At 55.9% G+C, this 17,233-nt stretch carries 18 protein-coding genes; 10 read left to right on the top strand and 8 right to left on the bottom strand.

Annotated features, from left to right (window positions below; translation table 11 throughout):
- Position 1: 1 nt before the first annotated feature.
- Positions 2 to 1,048 carry an ADP-heptose--LPS heptosyltransferase RfaF gene (gene rfaF / locus ACU4F7_RS21410; RefSeq protein WP_481637728.1) on the bottom strand — a complete coding sequence of 349 codons (1,047 nt, stop codon included), beginning with the start codon at positions 1,046 to 1,048 and terminating at the stop codon, positions 2 to 4.
- A gap of 12 nt (positions 1,049 to 1,060) precedes the next feature.
- A complete protein-coding gene (rfaD, locus tag ACU4F7_RS21405; RefSeq protein WP_024551577.1) occupies positions 1,061 to 1,993 on the bottom strand; it encodes an ADP-glyceromanno-heptose 6-epimerase in 933 nt (310 codons plus the stop codon).
- 228 nt (positions 1,994 to 2,221) lie between these two features.
- On the opposite strand from rfaD, the gene kbl reads away from it, so the two are divergent.
- The 3 genes from kbl to ACU4F7_RS21390 all read left to right on the top strand — a co-directional run bounded on the left by kbl (position 2,222) and on the right by ACU4F7_RS21390 (position 5,401).
- The gene (kbl, locus tag ACU4F7_RS21400; protein WP_481637727.1) at positions 2,222 to 3,418 is read left to right on the top strand and encodes a glycine C-acetyltransferase; all 1,197 of its coding nucleotides are present in this window, start codon (positions 2,222 to 2,224) and stop codon (positions 3,416 to 3,418) included.
- A 9-nt stretch (positions 3,419 to 3,427) separates the two neighbouring features.
- Positions 3,428 to 4,456 (top strand): L-threonine 3-dehydrogenase, encoded by a 1,029-nt coding sequence (tdh, locus tag ACU4F7_RS21395; protein ID WP_481637726.1) that lies wholly within the window; start codon positions 3,428 to 3,430, stop codon positions 4,454 to 4,456.
- Between the two features lie 147 nt (positions 4,457 to 4,603).
- Positions 4,604 to 5,401: a glycosyltransferase family 2 protein gene (locus ACU4F7_RS21390; RefSeq protein ID WP_481638762.1), complete on the top strand. Its 798-nt coding sequence runs from the start codon at positions 4,604 to 4,606 to the stop codon at positions 5,399 to 5,401.
- Between the two features lie 29 nt (positions 5,402 to 5,430).
- Here the strand turns inward: ACU4F7_RS21390 and ACU4F7_RS21385 are convergent, their stop codons facing one another.
- The 3 genes from ACU4F7_RS21385 to gpmM are packed head-to-tail and all read right to left on the bottom strand — an operon-like array spanning position 5,431 to position 9,213.
- Positions 5,431 to 6,369, bottom strand: a complete 939-nt coding sequence (locus ACU4F7_RS21385; protein ID WP_481637725.1) for a divergent polysaccharide deacetylase family protein — start codon at positions 6,367 to 6,369, stop codon at positions 5,431 to 5,433.
- A 3-nt stretch (positions 6,370 to 6,372) separates the two neighbouring features.
- Complete coding sequence (envC, locus tag ACU4F7_RS21380; protein WP_481637724.1) at positions 6,373 to 7,656, bottom strand: murein hydrolase activator EnvC; 1,284 nt, start codon at positions 7,654 to 7,656, stop codon at positions 6,373 to 6,375.
- Positions 7,657 to 7,665: 9 nt separating this feature from the next.
- Positions 7,666 to 9,213, bottom strand: a complete 1,548-nt coding sequence (gene gpmM / locus ACU4F7_RS21375; protein WP_481637723.1) for a 2,3-bisphosphoglycerate-independent phosphoglycerate mutase — start codon at positions 9,211 to 9,213, stop codon at positions 7,666 to 7,668.
- Positions 9,214 to 9,460: 247 nt separating this feature from the next.
- On the opposite strand from gpmM, the gene ACU4F7_RS21370 reads away from it, so the two are divergent.
- The 5 genes from ACU4F7_RS21370 (at position 9,461) to cysE (ending at position 12,597) form a co-directional block, all read left to right on the top strand.
- On the top strand, positions 9,461 to 9,892 hold the full coding sequence (locus tag ACU4F7_RS21370; protein ID WP_024557890.1) for a rhodanese-like domain-containing protein: 432 nt from the start codon (positions 9,461 to 9,463) through the stop codon (positions 9,890 to 9,892).
- Between the two features lie 18 nt (positions 9,893 to 9,910).
- Positions 9,911 to 10,162: a glutaredoxin 3 gene (gene grxC, locus ACU4F7_RS21365; protein WP_024557891.1), complete on the top strand. Its 252-nt coding sequence runs from the start codon at positions 9,911 to 9,913 to the stop codon at positions 10,160 to 10,162.
- A gap of 53 nt (positions 10,163 to 10,215) precedes the next feature.
- Positions 10,216 to 10,683, top strand: coding sequence for a protein-export chaperone SecB (secB, locus tag ACU4F7_RS21360; protein WP_024557892.1), 468 nt, complete (start codon positions 10,216 to 10,218; stop codon positions 10,681 to 10,683).
- Positions 10,683 to 11,702, top strand: a complete 1,020-nt coding sequence (gpsA, locus tag ACU4F7_RS21355) for an NAD(P)H-dependent glycerol-3-phosphate dehydrogenase (RefSeq protein WP_481637722.1) — start codon at positions 10,683 to 10,685, stop codon at positions 11,700 to 11,702. The genes secB and gpsA overlap by 1 nt, the downstream gene beginning before the upstream one ends.
- 73 nt (positions 11,703 to 11,775) lie before the next feature.
- Complete coding sequence (gene cysE, locus ACU4F7_RS21350; RefSeq protein ID WP_024557894.1) at positions 11,776 to 12,597, top strand: serine O-acetyltransferase; 822 nt, start codon at positions 11,776 to 11,778, stop codon at positions 12,595 to 12,597.
- A 47-nt stretch (positions 12,598 to 12,644) separates the two neighbouring features.
- Here cysE and trmL read toward each other — a convergent pair whose 3' ends face one another.
- From trmL to cpxR, 3 genes are all read right to left on the bottom strand, one after another.
- Positions 12,645 to 13,118, bottom strand: a complete 474-nt coding sequence (gene trmL / locus ACU4F7_RS21345) for a tRNA (uridine(34)/cytosine(34)/5-carboxymethylaminomethyluridine(34)-2'-O)-methyltransferase TrmL (RefSeq protein WP_029589902.1) — start codon at positions 13,116 to 13,118, stop codon at positions 12,645 to 12,647.
- A gap of 130 nt (positions 13,119 to 13,248) precedes the next feature.
- Positions 13,249 to 14,622, bottom strand: a complete 1,374-nt coding sequence (gene cpxA / locus ACU4F7_RS21340; RefSeq protein WP_481637721.1) for an envelope stress sensor histidine kinase CpxA — start codon at positions 14,620 to 14,622, stop codon at positions 13,249 to 13,251.
- Positions 14,619 to 15,317, bottom strand: a complete 699-nt coding sequence (cpxR, locus tag ACU4F7_RS21335) for an envelope stress response regulator transcription factor CpxR (protein WP_024557897.1) — start codon at positions 15,315 to 15,317, stop codon at positions 14,619 to 14,621. The genes cpxA and cpxR overlap by 4 nt, the downstream gene beginning before the upstream one ends.
- A gap of 150 nt (positions 15,318 to 15,467) precedes the next feature.
- On the opposite strand from cpxR, the gene cpxP reads away from it, so the two are divergent.
- A complete protein-coding gene (gene cpxP, locus ACU4F7_RS21330) occupies positions 15,468 to 15,977 on the top strand; it encodes a cell-envelope stress modulator CpxP (RefSeq protein WP_029589900.1) in 510 nt (169 codons plus the stop codon).
- 261 nt (positions 15,978 to 16,238) lie between these two features.
- On the top strand, positions 16,239 to 17,144 hold the full coding sequence (gene fieF / locus ACU4F7_RS21325) for a CDF family cation-efflux transporter FieF (protein ID WP_024557899.1): 906 nt from the start codon (positions 16,239 to 16,241) through the stop codon (positions 17,142 to 17,144).
- Positions 17,145 to 17,233: the final 89 nt, after the last annotated feature.

Here is a 17,233-nt window from a genome sequence, read left to right as displayed (position 1 = left end):
GTCAGGCTTCCTCGTCCATCAGCAGCGCGTTTAGCGCTTCAAGCACGCGGGCAGGGGTAATATCGATCAGGCTCTGGTGATAACCTTCCGCTGCATCGCCTTTGCGCATTTTGTGATAGCCAGTGATCAAGCGAATGACCTTCGCCTTGTGCGACAGAGGCGGCGTAAAATCAGGGCTGCTGGGGCCGTACAGCGCCACTAACGGGCGGTTTAAAGCCGCCGCGACGTGCATCAGACCCGAGTCGTTCGTCACCACCGCTTTGCAGGCGGCAATCAGCACCACGGCTTGCTCAAGCTGGGTCTCGCCCGCCAGGTTGCGGCACCAGGCCTGCTGTTCGACGCTTAACGAGGCGAGGATTTCATTACCCGCTTCGTGGTCTTTCGCGGAGCCGAACAGCGCCACCTGATACCCCTCGTCAATCAGCTGCTTCGCCAGTTCCGCATAGTGATAATGCGGCCAGCGCTTGGCCGGCCCGAACTCCGCGCCCGGACAAAAACCGATAATGGCGCGCTCGGCAGAAAGCGAAAACGCGGCGCAGGTTTGTGCCTTCTCGCCTTCGTTTACCTGAAGCTGCGGCCACAGCAACGGCTGCGGCAGATCCTTCGCCGACTGCACCACGCCTTTGTCATAAGCCAACGCCACGTAGCGCTCCACCATCAGCGGCCAGGCCTGTTTATCAAGTACGCGCGCATCATTCAGCAGGCCGTAGCGCATTTCGCCGCGCCAGCCGGTGCGCTGAGGGATGCCGGCAAAAAAGGGCACCAGGGCGGATTTAAAGGAGTTGGGAAGCACATAAGCGCGGTCGTAACGCCGCTCGCGCAGGCTTTGACCTAGCTTGCGTCGTTCCGCCAGCGCCAGCGCGCCGTGGCCGAGCGGCATCGGGATCGCGTCGTTGACTTCCGGCATACGCGATAAAAGCGGACGGCACCACGCGGGTGCCATCACATCGATTATCGCCTGGGGATAGCGCGCCCGGAGCGTGCGGTAAAGACTTTGCGACATCATCATGTCGCCCACCCATGACGGGCCGATCACCAGTATCTTCATGCATTAACCTGCTTATGCATCGCGGTTCAGCCAGGCCATATATTCCGTTACCCCTTCGGCAACGGTTTTAAACGGCTTGTCATAGCCCGCAGCGCGCAGGTTGGTCAGGTCCGCCTGCGTGAACGCCTGATAGCGTCCTTTCAACTTATCCGGGAACGGGATGTACTCAATGCTGCCTTTCTTATGGAAAGCGAGCGTTGCATCCGCCACCGCCTGGAAAGATTCCGCACGGCCAGTGCCGCAGTTAAAAATGCCGGACACGCCATTCTGCCAGAACCAGAGGTTCACAGCGGCGACATCGCCTACGTAGATGAAGTCGCGCTTAAAGTTGTCGCTGCCTTCAAACAATTTCGGATTTTCACCGGCGTTCAGCTGGGTGTTCAGATGATACGCCACGCTCGCCATGCTGCCTTTATGGTTTTCACGCGGTCCGTAAACGTTGAAATAGCGGAAACCTACGATTTGTGAATCCGCTTCCGGCAGGATTTTGCGCACATATTCGTCGAAAAGGAATTTGGAATAGCCGTAAACGTTCAGCGGCTGTTCAAACTCGCGGGATTCTTTGAAATCGCTGGTGCGACCGCCGTAAGTCGCGGCGGAAGAGGCGTACAGGAAAGGGATCTGACGCTCAAGGCAGTAGTGGAGAAGCTCTTTGGAGTACTGATAGTTGTTATCCATCATGTACTTACCATCCCACTCGGTGGTGGAGGAGCAGGCGCCTTCATGGAAAACGGCGTCGATGTCGCCGAACTCTTCGCCTGCCATGACCTGAATCAGGAAGTCTTCTTTATCCATGTAGTCTTCGATATTCAGATCCACCAGGTTCGCAAACTTGGTGCCGTCTTTCAGGTTGTCGACCACCAGGATGTCGGTACGGCCGATATCATTCAGGGCCTTGATAATGTTGCTGCCGATAAAGCCGGCGCCGCCGGTAACAATGATCATAATCCTGTCCTTCAAAAGTGAGCCGGGCGCAATCTCCGGCATGAATGGTTCTAATCATACCATCACATCGGGTGCCCTTCAGCCATCCCCTGTTTTATCCGCCGCCGCGATGCGACGCCAAGCGTGATTTATGCTGCAAAACGGAGAATCCCTGAATCGTCGTCTCGTCTGTTTGGGAAGCTTTGGGTAATAATATGTGCCGAATTGGCCCCTGCCTGGAGAATCGCAATGCGAGGGAATTTTTACCAACAGTTAACTACCGAGCTGGAAAACGCCCGCTCGGAAGGGTTGTTTAAAGAAGAACGCATCATTACTTCTGCCCAACAGGCAGATATCACGGTGGCGGATGGCAGCCATGTTATTAACTTCTGCGCTAATAACTATCTTGGCCTCGCCAATCATCCGGCGCTTATCGACGCCGCGAAAGAGGGGATGGACAGCCACGGTTTCGGCATGGCTTCCGTGCGCTTTATCTGCGGCACGCAGGACAGCCACAAGCAGCTGGAAAACAAACTGGCTGCGTTTCTCGGTATGGAAGACGCCATTCTTTACTCTTCCTGCTTCGACGCCAACGGCGGCCTGTTTGAAACGCTGCTCGGCGCGGAAGACGCCATCATTTCGGATGCGCTGAACCACGCCTCCATCATCGACGGCGTGCGCCTGTGCAAGGCGAAGCGTTACCGTTATGCCAACAACGATATGCAGGAGCTGGAGGCACGCCTGAAAGAGGCGCGCGAAGCGGGCGCTCGCCATATTCTTATCGCGACTGACGGCGTTTTCTCTATGGATGGCGTTATCGCCAACCTGAAAGGCGTTTGCGACCTGGCGGATAAGTATGATGCGCTGGTCATGGTGGATGATTCTCACGCCGTTGGCTTCGTGGGCGCGAATGGCCGCGGCACGCATGAATATTGCGAGGTGATGGGCCGGGTGGACATTATCACCGGCACGCTCGGCAAGGCGCTGGGCGGCGCGTCCGGCGGTTATACCGCTGCGCGTAAAGAGGTGGTGGAGTGGCTGCGTCAGCGCTCTCGCCCTTATCTGTTTTCTAACTCGCTCGCTCCCGCTATTGTCGCCGCCTCCATCAAAGTGCTGGAGATGCTGGAATCCGGCGTGGAACTGCGCGAGCGCCTGTGGGCGAATGCCCGTCTGTTCCGCGAAAAAATGACCGCGGCGGGTTTCACGCTGGCGGGCGCCGACCACGCCATTATTCCGGTGATGCTCGGCGATGCGGTCGTGGCGCAAAATTTCGCCCGCGAACTGCAAAAAGAGGGCATTTACGTGACCGGCTTCTTCTACCCGGTTGTGCCGAAAGGGCAGGCGCGTATTCGCACCCAGATGTCGGCGGCGCATTCGCCGGAACAAATTGAACGCGCGGTGGAAGCTTTCACCCGCATCGGTAAACAGCTTGGCGTGATTGCCTGAGGGTGTGAGATGAAAGCATTAGCGAAACTGAAAGCGGAAGAAGGCATCTGGATGACCGATGCGCCGAAGCCGGAGATGGGTCACAACGATCTGCTGATCAAAATCCGTAAAACCGCTATCTGCGGCACCGACGTGCATATCTATAACTGGGATGAGTGGTCGCAGAAGACCATTCCGGTGCCGATGGTGGTAGGGCATGAATATGTCGGTGAAGTGGTCGGCATCGGTCAGGAAGTGAAAGGCTTCGAAATTGGCGACCGCGTTTCCGGCGAAGGGCATATTACCTGCGGCCATTGCCGTAACTGTCGCGGCGGGCGCACGCACCTCTGTCGCAACACCGTTGGCGTAGGCGTAAACCGTCCGGGCTGCTTTGCTGAATATCTGGTGATCCCGGCTTTTAACGCGTTCAAGATCCCGGACAACATTTCTGACGACCTGGCGTCGATTTTCGACCCGTTCGGCAACGCGGTGCATACTGCGCTGTCCTTTGACCTGGTGGGCGAGGATGTGCTGGTTTCTGGCGCAGGCCCGATTGGCATCATGGCTGCCGCTGTCGCGAAGCACGTTGGCGCGCGGCATGTGGTCATCACGGATGTGAATGAATATCGCCTTGAGCTGGCCCGCAAGATGGGCGTAACGCGGGCGGTAAACGTCTCTCAGGAAAACCTGAAAGATGTAATGGAAGAGCTGGGCATGACCGAAGGGTTCGACGTGGGTCTTGAAATGTCTGGCGCGCCGCCGGCGTTTCGTTCGATGCTGGATACCATGAACCACGGCGGTCGTATCGCCATGCTGGGCATTCCGCCTTCGGATATGGCTATCGACTGGAATAAGGTCATCTTCAAGGGACTTTTCATCAAAGGCATCTATGGGCGGGAGATGTTTGAAACCTGGTATAAGATGGCGGCGCTGATCCAGTCCGGTCTCGACCTGACGCCGATTATTACCCATCACTATTCTATTGATGATTTCCAGAAAGGCTTCGATGCGATGCGCTCAGGGCAATCAGGTAAGGTGATCCTTAACTGGAATAAGTAATTTTTATGACAAAGCGCCTGCGGGCGCTTTTTTAGCGTTAATTATGATTCCTGTCACAACCCATCCGTAATCGCACAAAATCAGCATCGCTTTTTAAGAAGTTGCTTAATATAGTCTGTTCAGGCTTTGTTTAAATTTGTTAAAACTATGTTTAAGCTATCCGTCTGTCTGCTCACTCATAATTCTGCCCGCTTATTGCGTGAGGTATTGCCTCCCTTAATCATCGTGGCTGACGAAATCGTGGTGCTTGACTCCGGCAGCACTGACGAAACGGTGGAAATATGTCGGGAATATGACATCACTCCCCATACACATCCTTACGCCATGCATGGTCAACAGATGAATTATGCTGTTGATCTTGCTAAAAATGACTGGGTTTTGTGTATGGATAGCGATGAAATTCTTGACCGGGAGACCGTGGATTTTATTCTCGCGCTTAAGGCAGGTGAAACGCCTGCGCCTGATAAAGCCTGGCGTATTTCCCGTTACTGGCATGTATTAGGCCAACCGGTAAAAACGATATATCCTGTATCGTCTCCCGATTATCCCGTACGCCTTTTTAATCGGCGCCAGGCGCGTTTTAACGATCGCCCGGTGGATGATAAAGTGGAAGGAAATATTGAAACCGTGAAAATACCCGGTTATGTTCGCCACGACACGTTTTACTCCATCCATGAAGTTTTTAACAAGCTAAACGGCTATACCAGCCGGCTGGTGAAATATAAATATGTTAAACCTTCGCTCTGGCGCGGAGTGATAAGCGCTATCGGCGCCTTTTTTAAATGGTATCTGTTTAGCGGCGCGTGGCGCGAAGGAAAAGTTGGCCTGGTGACCGGGCTGTATGCGACTTTTTATAGTTTTCTTAAATATTTCAAAGCCTGGTACGCATACGATAAAAAAAGCGCCAGAATAAAAACGGCTTCCGATTCTCAATTTATTCGCTAAAAAAAAGACCAGCATAAGCTGGTCTTTTTTTAATTTGCTTTAATTTTTCCCCAGCCTTGCCACTGGTGCCGGAAATAAGCCACTACATTGCTCTGGCTGACGCTTTCGCTAATCACGCTAAAGAAGCGCGTGGCGTAAATCGGCTCTGGCGTATGTTTAGGCTTGCATAACTTCACGCCGCGGAAAGGGTTTCTCGGCGCGGACTGGCCGGGGGGCGTGAGATTAGGCGTCGAGGTGTCCGTCTGCGGCTCATTAAGCAGGCTGCTCGGGCGCACCAGCGTGATGTCCGGCGGCAGGTTATAAACCATTTGTTGCAACACCCGCACGGTAGTCGGGTGCGGATGCCCGATAGCAATGGCCGAGCCGCTGCGCCGGGCAACGGCTATCGCCCGGTTAAACTGGAAGCGAATATCCGCCTCGTTTTGCGAATCGTCGAGAAAGACCTTGCGTTTGATGACTTTCACGCCCGTGCCTGCGGCGGCGCGCATCGACTGGCTGTTGCCGATGGTCATGCTGTCGAGGAAGTAAAGGTTATAGCGCTCAAGCGACTGCATCACTTTCTGCATGCCGAACAGGCTGGAGGTCATGGCGCTGCCCATGTGGTTGTTCATTCCCACAGCATAGGGCACTTTATTTACCGCTTCCCGGACGATGCGGTCGATCTCATCGCTGCTCATCTCCGGGCGCAGCGTATCTTTTTCCAGCGGCTGCTTGCTGAGCGGCGCCATGGGCAGATGGATTAACACTTCGTGGCCATCGTTATGCGCTTTGGTCGCCATTTCACGGGCATGAGGCGCGTTTGGTAAGACGGCGACGGAAACGGCAGGCGGCAGCGCCAGAACCTGATTTTCATTATGGGGACGATAACCGAAGTCATCGATAACGAGGGCGAGTTTACCGGCGTAAACCGGAGCGACGAGCGCCAGCGTACCGGCAAAAGCAACAACGAGACGACGCAAATAAAGCAAAACTTATCTTCCCAACCACGGTTGTGGATTGACTGCCTGACCCTGGCGACGAATTTCAAAATAGAGCGAAGGTCGGCCCTGACCGCCGCTGCTACCGACCAGCGCGATAGGTTGGCCGGCGCGCACCTGGGCGCCCACGCTCACCAGCGCGCTTTGGTTATAGCCATAAAGGCTCATATCGCCTTTGCCGTGCTCCACCACGACCACCAGGCCGTAGCCCTGAAGCCAGTCGGCAAGGATGACCCGCCCGTCCGCCACAGCTTTCACTTCCGTGCCTTCCGACGCGCCAATAACGATACCCTTCCACCGTAGCTCACCCTGCAACTGTTCGCCATAGCGATGCAGCAACGGACCGCGAACCGGCCAGAACGCCTGGCCATTGGGGGAGCCAAGACCGCCCGTGCGCGCCATAAGTGAGCGCTCGCTTTCAGAAGGCTTGTAGGTCGTGCCTTTGCGGGAGGCCTCTTGCTGGCGGCTTCGTACCTCTTCGGCTTCGCGCGCCTCCTTTTCTGCCCGGGCGCGGGCCGCCGCTTCAGCGCGGGCGAGGCGATCGCGCAGGCGCGATTCGTTCTGTCGCAATTCGCTCAGCTGCGCCTGACCCTGCTGTATAGAGGATTCCAGCCCTGACAGCGTCTTTTTACGCTCATTGCGCGCCTGCTCAAGCTTCGCCTGCTGCGCTTGCTGCTCATAAAGCAGCGTTTGCTGCTGGCTCTGCTTCTCTTCCAGCTCCGCTTTTTGCGAGGCGACCTCTTCGCGGGTTTGCTTTAGCTGCGCGATAGTCTCCTGACGCGCCTCGTTAAGGTAGCCGAAATAGGCCTGCAGCCGTTGACCGCGCTGGCTCTCCTCACCGCTCAGGATCATCTGTAAGCCGCTGTGCTGGCCCTGACGGAACGAAGCGTCAAGCTGGGCCGCCAGGTTGCGTTCCTGCGAGGCTTTTTGCTGTTCGAGTTTCGCTATGGAGGCGTTCATCTCGTCAATCTGGCGATTGAGCTGCGTCAGGGTGCTTTGCGTTTCACGCAGTTTGCGGGTTGCGGCGGCAATCGCCTGCTCCTGCTCTTTTAACTGGGCGAGCAGCTTAGCGCGTTGCTGCTGCTGTTGACGTACCGCGCGCTCTTTGGCGGCGATATCCTGCTGAATGGATTTAAGTTGATCGCGGTCATCCGCGTGGGCGGAAAGCGGACATGACAATACGCCAGCGCTGAGCGCGCTGGCGTAGATCAGAGACCGCAGCGAATGCCGTTTCGGCTGTGCGGTCCATGTTATTGAAAAAATCGCCTTTCCCCTCATGGGGAGGGATTATTCCACGATGAACAGCGGCTTGCCAGTCATCTCTTGCGGGATTTCCATACCCATCAGGGCGAGCATGGTCGGCGCGATATCGGAAAGCTTCCCGCCTTCCACTGCTTTCAAGCGCTTATCGCCAACGTAAATCAGTGGCACCGGCAGGTTTGTGTGCGCCGTATGCGCCTGGCCGGTAGACGGGTCGCGCATCTGCTCGGCATTGCCGTGGTCGGCAGTGATCAGTAACTGGCCCCCTGCGGAGCTGACAGCGTCAGTCACCTGCGCAATGCAGCGGTCCAGCGCCTCTACTGCCTGCACGGCGGCGTCGAATACGCCGGTATGCCCGACCATGTCGCCGTTCGGGTAGTTACAGATGATGGCGTCGTAGTTGCCGCTCTTGATGGCAGCGACCAGCTTTTCCGTCAGCTCTGCGGAACTCATCTCCGGTTGCAGGTCATAGGTAGCGACTTTCGGTGAATTGATCAGCGTGCGGTCTTCGCCCGGGAACGGCTCTTCCACGCCGCCGTTAAAGAAGAAGGTGACGTGCGCATATTTTTCCGTTTCAGAGATACGCAGCTGCGTTTTGTTATGCTTAGCCATCCATTCGCCAAAGGTGTTGGTAAGGGAGGCGGGAGGATAGGCGCAGGCGGTTTTGATATCCGCTGCGTACTCGGTAAGCATGACAAACTCGCTGAATTTGACCACTTTTTTACGGGCGAAACCGTCGAAGTTAGCGTTTACAAACGCACGGGTGATTTGTCGGGCGCGGTCGGCGCGGAAGTTCATGAAAATCAGCGCGTCGCCATCTTCCATGGCGGAATCGCTATCGCCTGCTTTGCGAATGACGGTTGGTTTAACAAATTCGTCGTTCTCGTCGCGGGCGTAAGCCGCCGCCAGTCCCGCCACCGCGCTTTCCGCCTGATACTCGCCCTGCGCCTGAGTCAGCAGGTCATACGCCAGTTCAACGCGCTCCCAGCGATTATCGCGATCCATCGCGAAGTAACGACCGATAATCGTCGCTACGCGACCTTTGCCCAGCGAGGCGAATTTCGCTTCAAACGCTTTCAGGGAGGATTCGGCGCTGCGCGGCGGCGTATCGCGTCCGTCCAGGAAGGCGTGCAGGAAAATTTTCTCTGCGCCGCGCGCGGCGGCAAGCTCCGCCATCGCCATAATATGATCTTCATGGCTGTGCACGCCGCCCGCCGAGAGCAGGCCCATGATATGCACCGCTTTGCCTGCGGCGACCGCTTTGTCCACCGCGCCGGTCAGCGCCGGGTTGCTGAAGAAGGTGCGTTCTTTGATTTCAACGTCGAGACGGGTCAAATCCTGATAAACGATGCGGCCCGCGCCGAGATTAACGTGACCGACTTCAGAGTTGCCCATCTGGCGGTCCGGCAAGCCCACTTCCAGCCCGGAGGCGTCGACAAGCGTATGCGGGCGAGTGGCCCACAGCGCGTCCATAACCGGCGTTTTGGCGTTAAAAATAGCGTTATCCTGCTGATCTTCACGGTAGCCATAGCCATCCAGAATCACCAGCACCATTGGTTTTTTAGAACCCGACATTGTGACAACCTCATGCGCTAAAGACAAAAATTGGCGTAACTTTACTACACCGCAACGCGCCGGATAGCCGCAGGAGATCAAAGAAAAGGGCGAGGCGACGAGCGCTTTTCGGCGCTTTTTGCCATTTTTTTCGTAACGCGCCGCAGAAAACGCAGAACCTCTCTTCCACTGGCTGTAATTGCCACAACGCGCAGGTATACTCCTCACCTGATTTTTTTTTCACTCACATCGGGAGTCCGTACCCCCCATGCAAGAAATTATGCAATTCGTTAGCCGTCACCCCATACTTAGTATCGCGTGGATTGCGTTACTGGCGGCGGTGATCTACACCACTTTCAAAGGGCTGACCTCCAAAGTGAAGGTCATCACCCGTGGTGAAGCCACACGTTTAATCAATAAAGAAGATGCTGTTGTGGTGGACATTCGCCAGCGCGACGACTTCCGCAAAGGGCACATCTCCGGCGCCGTTAACGTGCTGCCGAACGAGATTAAAGCCGGCAACGTTGGCGAACTGGAAAAGCATAAAGCTAAACCGATTATCGTCACTGACGCCAGCGGAATGGCGGCCCAGGAATCCGCTTCGTTGCTGAACAAAGCAGGCTTCGAGCAGGTCTACGTGCTGAAAGAGGGCGTAGCGGGCTGGAGCGGCGAAAATCTGCCGCTGGTGCGTGGTAAATAACTTACAAGAGGTAACGTCATGGCCAACATTGAAATGTACACCAAAGCCACCTGTCCTTACTGCCACCGTGCAAAGGCGCTGCTGACCAGCAAGGGAGTGACTTTTATCGAGTTGCCTATTGATGGCGATGCCGCAAAGCGCGAAGAGATGATTAAGCGCAGCGGACGCACTACCGTGCCGCAGATTTTTATTGACGCGCAGCACATCGGCGGCTGCGATGACTTGTATGCACTGGACGCACGTGGTGGACTCGATCCGCTTCTGCGCTGATGCGTTTTAGCCGTGACGGCAATTTTAAGGACATAACGTAAAAGGGTTCACTCATGTCAGAACAAAACAACACTGAAATGACCTTTCAGATTCAACGTGTTTACACCAAGGATATCTCTTTTGAAGCACCCAATGCTCCGCACGTGTTTCAGAAAGACTGGCAGCCGGAAGTCAAACTGGATCTGGATACCGCTTCCAGCCAGCTGGCTGACGATGTGTTTGAAGTGGTGCTGCGCGTCACGGTAACGGCTACGCTTGGCGAAGAAACCGCTTTCCTGTGTGAAGTGCAGCAGGCGGGCATCTTCTCCGTAGGCGGCATTGAAGGCACGCAGATGGCGCATTGCCTCGGCGCTTACTGCCCGAACATCCTGTTCCCGTACGCCCGCGAGTGCATCACCAACCTCGTTTCCCGCGGCACTTTCCCGCAGCTGAACCTCGCGCCGGTTAACTTCGATGCGCTGTTCATGAATTATTTACAGCAGCAGGCTGGCGAAGGTGCGCAAGACCATCAGGATGCCTGATGAACACCATTAATGCGTCAATGACAGTGATCGGTGCCGGCTCGTACGGCACCGCTCTCGCCATCACCCTGGCGAGGAACGGCCACCACGTTGTGCTGTGGGGCCATAACCCGGATCACATCGCTACGCTGCAGGCAGAGCGCTGCAACGCGGCTTTCCTTCCCGATGTGCCTTTTCCTGATACGCTCCACCCTGAAAGCGACCTGGCCGCCGCGCTGGCCGCCAGCCGCAATATTCTGGTGGTGGTGCCAAGCCATGTCTTTGATCAGGTGCTGCGCCAGATAAAACCGCTGATGCGCCCGGATGCCCGTCTGGTATGGGCAACTAAAGGGCTGGAAGCGGAAACAGGGCGTCTGTTGCAGGATGTCGCACGCGAAGCGCTCGGCGATGACATTCCGCTGGCGGTGATTTCCGGGCCGACCTTTGCAAAGGAGCTGGCCGCGGGGTTGCCGACCGCCATTTCTCTCGCTTCTACCGATGATGCTTTTGCAAACGATCTGCAAGAGTTGCTGCACTGCGGTAAAAGCTTCCGCGTTTACATCAATCCCGATTTTATCGGCGTGCAATTGGGTGGCGCGGTGAAGAACGTTATCGCTATCGGCGCCGGGATGTCTGACGGCATCGGCTTTGGGGCGAATGCGCGTACGGCGCTTATCACGCGCGGTCTGGCGGAAATGTCCCGTCTGGGCGAGGCGTTAGGCGCCGACCCGAGCACCTTTATGGGCATGGCTGGTTTGGGCGACCTGGTGCTGACCTGTACTGACAACCAGTCACGCAACCGCCGTTTCGGCATGATGCTCGGCCAGGGGATGGACGTGCAAGGCGCGCAGGCGCAGATCGGTCAGGTGGTCGAAGGTTATCGCAATACCAAAGAGGTGCGTGAACTGGCGGCCCGTTATGGCGTCGAAATGCCAATAACCGAGGAAATTTATCAGGTATTGTATTGCGGAAAAAATGCTCGCGAGGCAGCATTAACGCTGCTGGGTCGTGCGCGCAAGGATGAGCGAAGCAGTCACTGACGGAACGTCCGTAATTATAAAGCGCGCCGGTAACATAGCTTACCGGCCGCCGTTTGTTTGTCTGGAGAAAGCAATGCCGTGTGAAGAACTGGGTCTGGTCTGGAATAACATCAAAGCCGAAGCGCGCGCGCTTGCCGACTGTGAGCCGATGTTGGCCAGTTTCTATCATGCTACCTTGCTCAAGCATGAAAATCTCGGCAGCGCCCTGAGCTACATGCTCGCCAACAAACTGGCTTCGCCCATTATGCCCGCTATCGCCATTCGTGAAGTGGTGGAAGAAGCGTATGCCGCCGACCCGGAAATGATCGCCTCCGCCGCCTGTGATATTCAGGCTGTCCGCACTCGCGATCCGGCGGTAGATAAATACTCGACGCCGCTGCTTTATCTTAAAGGCTTTCACGCCCTTCAGGCTTACCGCATTGGCCACTGGTTGTGGAACCAGGGGCGCCAGGCGCTGGCGATTTTCCTGCAAAACCAGGTATCGGTTTCTTTCCAGGTGGATATCCACCCCGCAGCGAAAATTGGCCGCGGCATCATGCTCGACCACGCGACAGGCATTGTGATCGGCGAAACGGCGGTCGTGGAAGATGATGTCTCCATTCTGCAATCCGTCACGCTCGGCGGTACGGGTAAAACTACTGGCGATCGCCACCCGAAAATCCGCGAAGGGGTAATGATTGGCGCAGGCGCGAAAATTCTCGGTAATATCGAGGTGGGCCGCGGCGCGAAAATCGGCGCCGGTTCAGTCGTGCTGCAACCTGTTCCACCACACACTACGGCGGCAGGCGTGCCGGCGCGCATTGTGGGTAAACCGGAAAGCGATAAGCCGTCCATGGATATGGATCAGCATTTCAATGGCATCAACCACGGTTTTGAATACGGCGACGGTATTTGAAATTCAGTTCTGAGCGCCTGAAAGAAAAGGCGCTCATCCTTTACCGGCTAGCTGCGTAAAACCGCGCCCGGATAACCCATCTGGCGCCACGCTTCATAGACGACTACCGAAACCGAATTCGACAGATTCATGCTGCGGCTGTCCGGCATCATCGGAATGCGAATTTTTTGCTCTTTCGGCAGCGCGTCGAGAATCGTTGCGGGGAGCCCGCGTGTTTCCGGACCAAACAGCAGATAATCGCCTGCCTGATAGCTCACCGCGCTGTGCGCAGGGGTGCCCTTGGTTGTTAAGGCAAACAGGCGCTGCGGCTTTTCCGCGTCGAGAAACGCAGCATAATCGTGATGGCGGGTGACGGCGGTAAATTCATGATAGTCCAGTCCGGCGCGGCGCAGGCGTTTGTCATCCCAGGTAAACCCCATCGGCTCAATAATATGCAACCGAAAGCCGGTATTGGCGCACAGGCGGATAATGTTGCCGGTATTAGGCGGGATTTCAGGTTCAAACAAGACGATATTCAGCATACAACTCCCCTTTACGAGGGGCGCAGAATAACAGAATTGACGGGTGGGAGACACACGCGACGGCGAACGACCGCTTTCTTCAAAGGCAAAGGTTAATGGCTCCCTTCCGGCTTTGAAAGGGAGCTGCGCCTCAGGATCGTTGGTAGAGCGGTAGCCAGAGCGTCAGACGCAAGCCGCCAAGCGGGCTGTCGTCCGCTTTCACCCAGCCGCGATGCTGCTGAATCGCCGTTTCGACAATCGCCAGACCCAGACCGGTACCGCCCGATTCGCGGTCGCGTGCCTCATCGGTACGATAGAACGGCCGGAAGATTTGCTCCCTGTCTTCGGGGCTCACGCCAGGGCCATCGTCATCAACGTTAATGGTGATGCCCTGTTTATCTACCGAAAACGCCACGGCAATCTTGGTGTGCGAGTAGCGCAGCGCATTGCGGACAATATTTTCCAGCGCGCTTTCCAGCGCGTTCGGGTTGCCATAAAGCAGCCAGGGGCCCGGCGGGTAGGTCACTTCAAACGTTTTACCCATCTGTTCAGCTTCAAACGCCGCATTATCAAGAACTTCGTTCCAGAGCTGGTTCGCCTTCATGGTTTCGCTAACCAGCGCGTTCTTCTGCTGATTACGCGACATCACCAGCAGATCGTTAATCATGCTGTCGAGTCGCTGGGCTTCGGTCTCTATGCGCTCCAGCTCTTTGCTTTCGCCGCTGCGACGGCGCAACAGGGCGGTGCCAAGCTGCAGTCGCGTGAGCGGCGTACGCAGTTCGTGCGAGATATCGGAAAGCAGGCGTTGTTGGGTCGTCATCATGCGCTCCAGCGCCGTGACCATCTGGTTAAAGCTGGCCCCGGCAGCGATAAATTCCTGCGGGCCTGCTTCAAGCTCCGGATGCTGGCGCAGGTTGCCGCGGGCTACCTCGTCGGCTGCGTTTTTGAGCTTGCGAGCCGGACGCGCCAGGCTCCAGGCGAGCCATAACAGCAGCGGCGCGCTCACCAGCATCGTCACAATAAGCAGCAGCAACGGCCTGTCGAACAGCAAATTAATAAAGTCAGATTGCGAACTGCTTGCCGGGCGAATGAGGTAAAGCTGATAGTTATCTTCGCCATCGCGCACCGAAAACGGCCCAACCAGCTCAACGCGGCCATATTTTTTCTTTTGCGGATGATCGGCGTTATCCGACTGACCAATAAAGTTGCGAATTATCTGCATCTCATTGCGTTCTGCGCCGATGACGCGGCCTTCGCTGGTCACCAGCAACAGACGCTGCCCCGGTGGCGCCCATTTATCGATGGCGCGAAAAAGACGGCGCCACCACATCAGATCGTTCGGCGGGTCGTTTTCCAGCTCGGCTTCAACATGCTGCTCAATCATTACGCCCTGACGCTGTTCGCTTTCCAGCAGTTCCGTCATCTGACGGGTGTCCAGCTTTGGCAGCATCAATACCAGCATCAATACCAGCGCCAGCGTTAACCAGAAAATGGCGAAGATGCGGGCGGTAAGGCTGCCTATCATGAAGTCGCCACCATCAGGTAGCCGCGACCGCGCAGGGTTTTAAACCAGGGATGACCATCTTTGCGATCCGGCAATTTACGGCGCAGGTTGGAGATATGCATATCAATGGCGCGGTCGAACGGCGTCAGGCGCTTGCCAAGCACTTCCTGGCTTAAATGTTCGCGCGAAACCACCTGGCCCAAATGCTGAGCCAGCAGGTAGAGCAGGGTAAATTCGGTGCCGGTCAGCTCCAGGGTCTGGCCGTCGAAACTCGCTTCCTGGCGTCCAGGATTGAGGCTTAACGCGTCAACTTCCAGCGTCGGCGAGCCGCTGTCGCTGTTTTGCTGCTGCTCGCTCCAGTGCGAGCGGCGCAAAATAGCGCGGATGCGTGCGACCAGTTCACGGTCATTAAACGGTTTAGGCAGATAGTCATCGGCGCCGAGTTCAAGGCCCAGCACGCGGTCCAGCTCGCTGCCGCGGGCGGTGAGCATAATTACAGGAGTCTGGTGGGTCTGGCGCAGTTCTTTAAGCGTATCGATACCGTTTTTTTTCGGCATCATTACGTCAAGCAAAAGCAGGTCAATGCTGTCATCCAGGAGGTCGAGCGCCTGCTCCCCGTCATGGGCAACGAGTACGTTAAAGCCTTCCATGTCGAGCAATTCCTTTAACAGGGAAGTCAGCTCGCGGTCATCATCAACTAACAAAATTTTATTCATTGTTAAGTACCTCCGAGGCAGAAATTACGTCATCAAGGCTCGCTAATCCATGACTTTACGTTGTTTTACACCCCCTGACGCTTGTTTGCAGCCCAAATCGTAGACTCATTTTCGTGGAATCGCAGCACACACGTTTTTCAGGAGTCAGTGATGCGCAAAGTTACTATTGCCGTCATGGCCTCAACACTGGCGTTAGGTGCGTTAGCCAGCCAGGCTGCTGAAGTCGTAAACGGCGATAACTGGCATCCGGCTGAAGCGCTTTCACAACGTAATAGTGTGCAGAGCCATATGTTTGACGGCATCAACCTGACAGAGCAACAGCGTCAGCAAATGCGGGACCTGATGCAGCAGGCGCGGCACGAGCAGCCCCCTGTTAATGTTAGTGAAATGGACACCATGCACAGGCTGGTGACCGCAGAAAATTTTGATGAAAACGCTGTACGCGCTCAGGCAGAAAAGATGGCGCAGGAACAGGTCGTCCGCCAGGTCGAAATGGCGAAGGTGCGAAACCAGATGTTCCGCCTGTTAACGCCCGAGCAGCAAGCGGTTTTAAACGAGAAGCATAAGCAACGTATGCGACAGCTTCGTGAAGTGGCGCAGGTCCAGAGGTCCAATACGCCGCCTGACATTTTTAGTAGCAGTACCCGTAGTAACCAGTAACAACCCTGTTTTCCTTGCCATAGACACCATCCCTGTCTTCCCCCTCATGACGAGGGGGTTTTTTTTGTCTTTTTTCCGCACCCGGCATGGCCTTAGCCTGTTAAGTTCATAAAAGATCGCGGCGGCCGTGCGTCATAGATGAAAAATACAGCAAGAAGGGTATGTTTCCTTCGCAAGAACAGACGTACTGCAGTGCGCTTTTTTTCACCTTTGTTTGCAAGGCTATCCGTTATACTTGCCGCTTAAGGTGCTGGAGTCGTTATGGTTCATAATTATGCGCAACTGGTAAACCGGGCCGCTGTCGCCGCCACGGTCATGGCTTCGCTGTTGCTGATCATCAAAATTTTCGCCTGGTGGTATACCGGATCGGTCAGCATTCTGGCGGCGCTGGTGGATTCGCTTGTGGATATCGCCGCCTCGCTGACTAACCTGCTGGTGGTGCGCTACTCCCTGCAGCCCGCGGATGAAGAACATACCTTCGGCCACGGGAAAGCGGAGTCTCTGGCGGCGCTGGCGCAAAGCATGTTTATTTCCGGATCCGCCCTGTTCCTCTTTTTAACCAGCATCCAGCATCTGGCGCAGCCGGAGCCTATGAACGAACCGGGCGTGGGGATGGTCGTCACCCTTATCGCGCTCGTTAGCACCTTGTTGCTGGTGACGTTCCAGCGCTGGGTTGTGCGTAAAACCCGCAGCCAGGCGGTACGCGCGGATATGCTTCACTATCAGTCTGATGTTATGATGAATGGCGCGATTCTGGTTGCGCTGGCGCTGTCGTGGTATGGCTGGCACCGTGCCGATTCGTTGTTCGCGCTCGGTATTGGCATCTATATTTTGTATAGTGCTTTACGAATGGGGTATGAGGCGGTGCAGTCTTTGCTGGATCGCGCTTTACCCGATAACGAACGTCAGGCAATCATTGATATCGTCTCCTCCTGGCCCGGCGTCAGAGGAGCTCACGATCTTCGCACGCGGCAGTCAGGGCCGACCCGCTTTATTCAACTTCATCTGGAAATGGAAGATAATTTACCGCTGGTTCAGGCGCATCTGGTTGCTGAACAGGTGGAACAGGCGATTCTGACGCATTTTCCGGGGTCAGATGTGATTATTCACCAGGATCCTTGCTCGGTAGTACCCCAGCCGCAGCAGGGCCAGTTTGAACTTAAGTAAACCGCTGTTAACGCCTTCAGGCGCAGCCATTTTTGGTAAAAGTCAGAATCCAGTGGCCTGACCTGAATCAATTCAGCAGGAAGCGCTTA

This window comes from Franconibacter pulveris (assembly GCF_056780215.1).
Note: the sequence above shows the minus strand (reverse complement) of the source record. Positions and strands in the feature narration are given on the sequence as shown.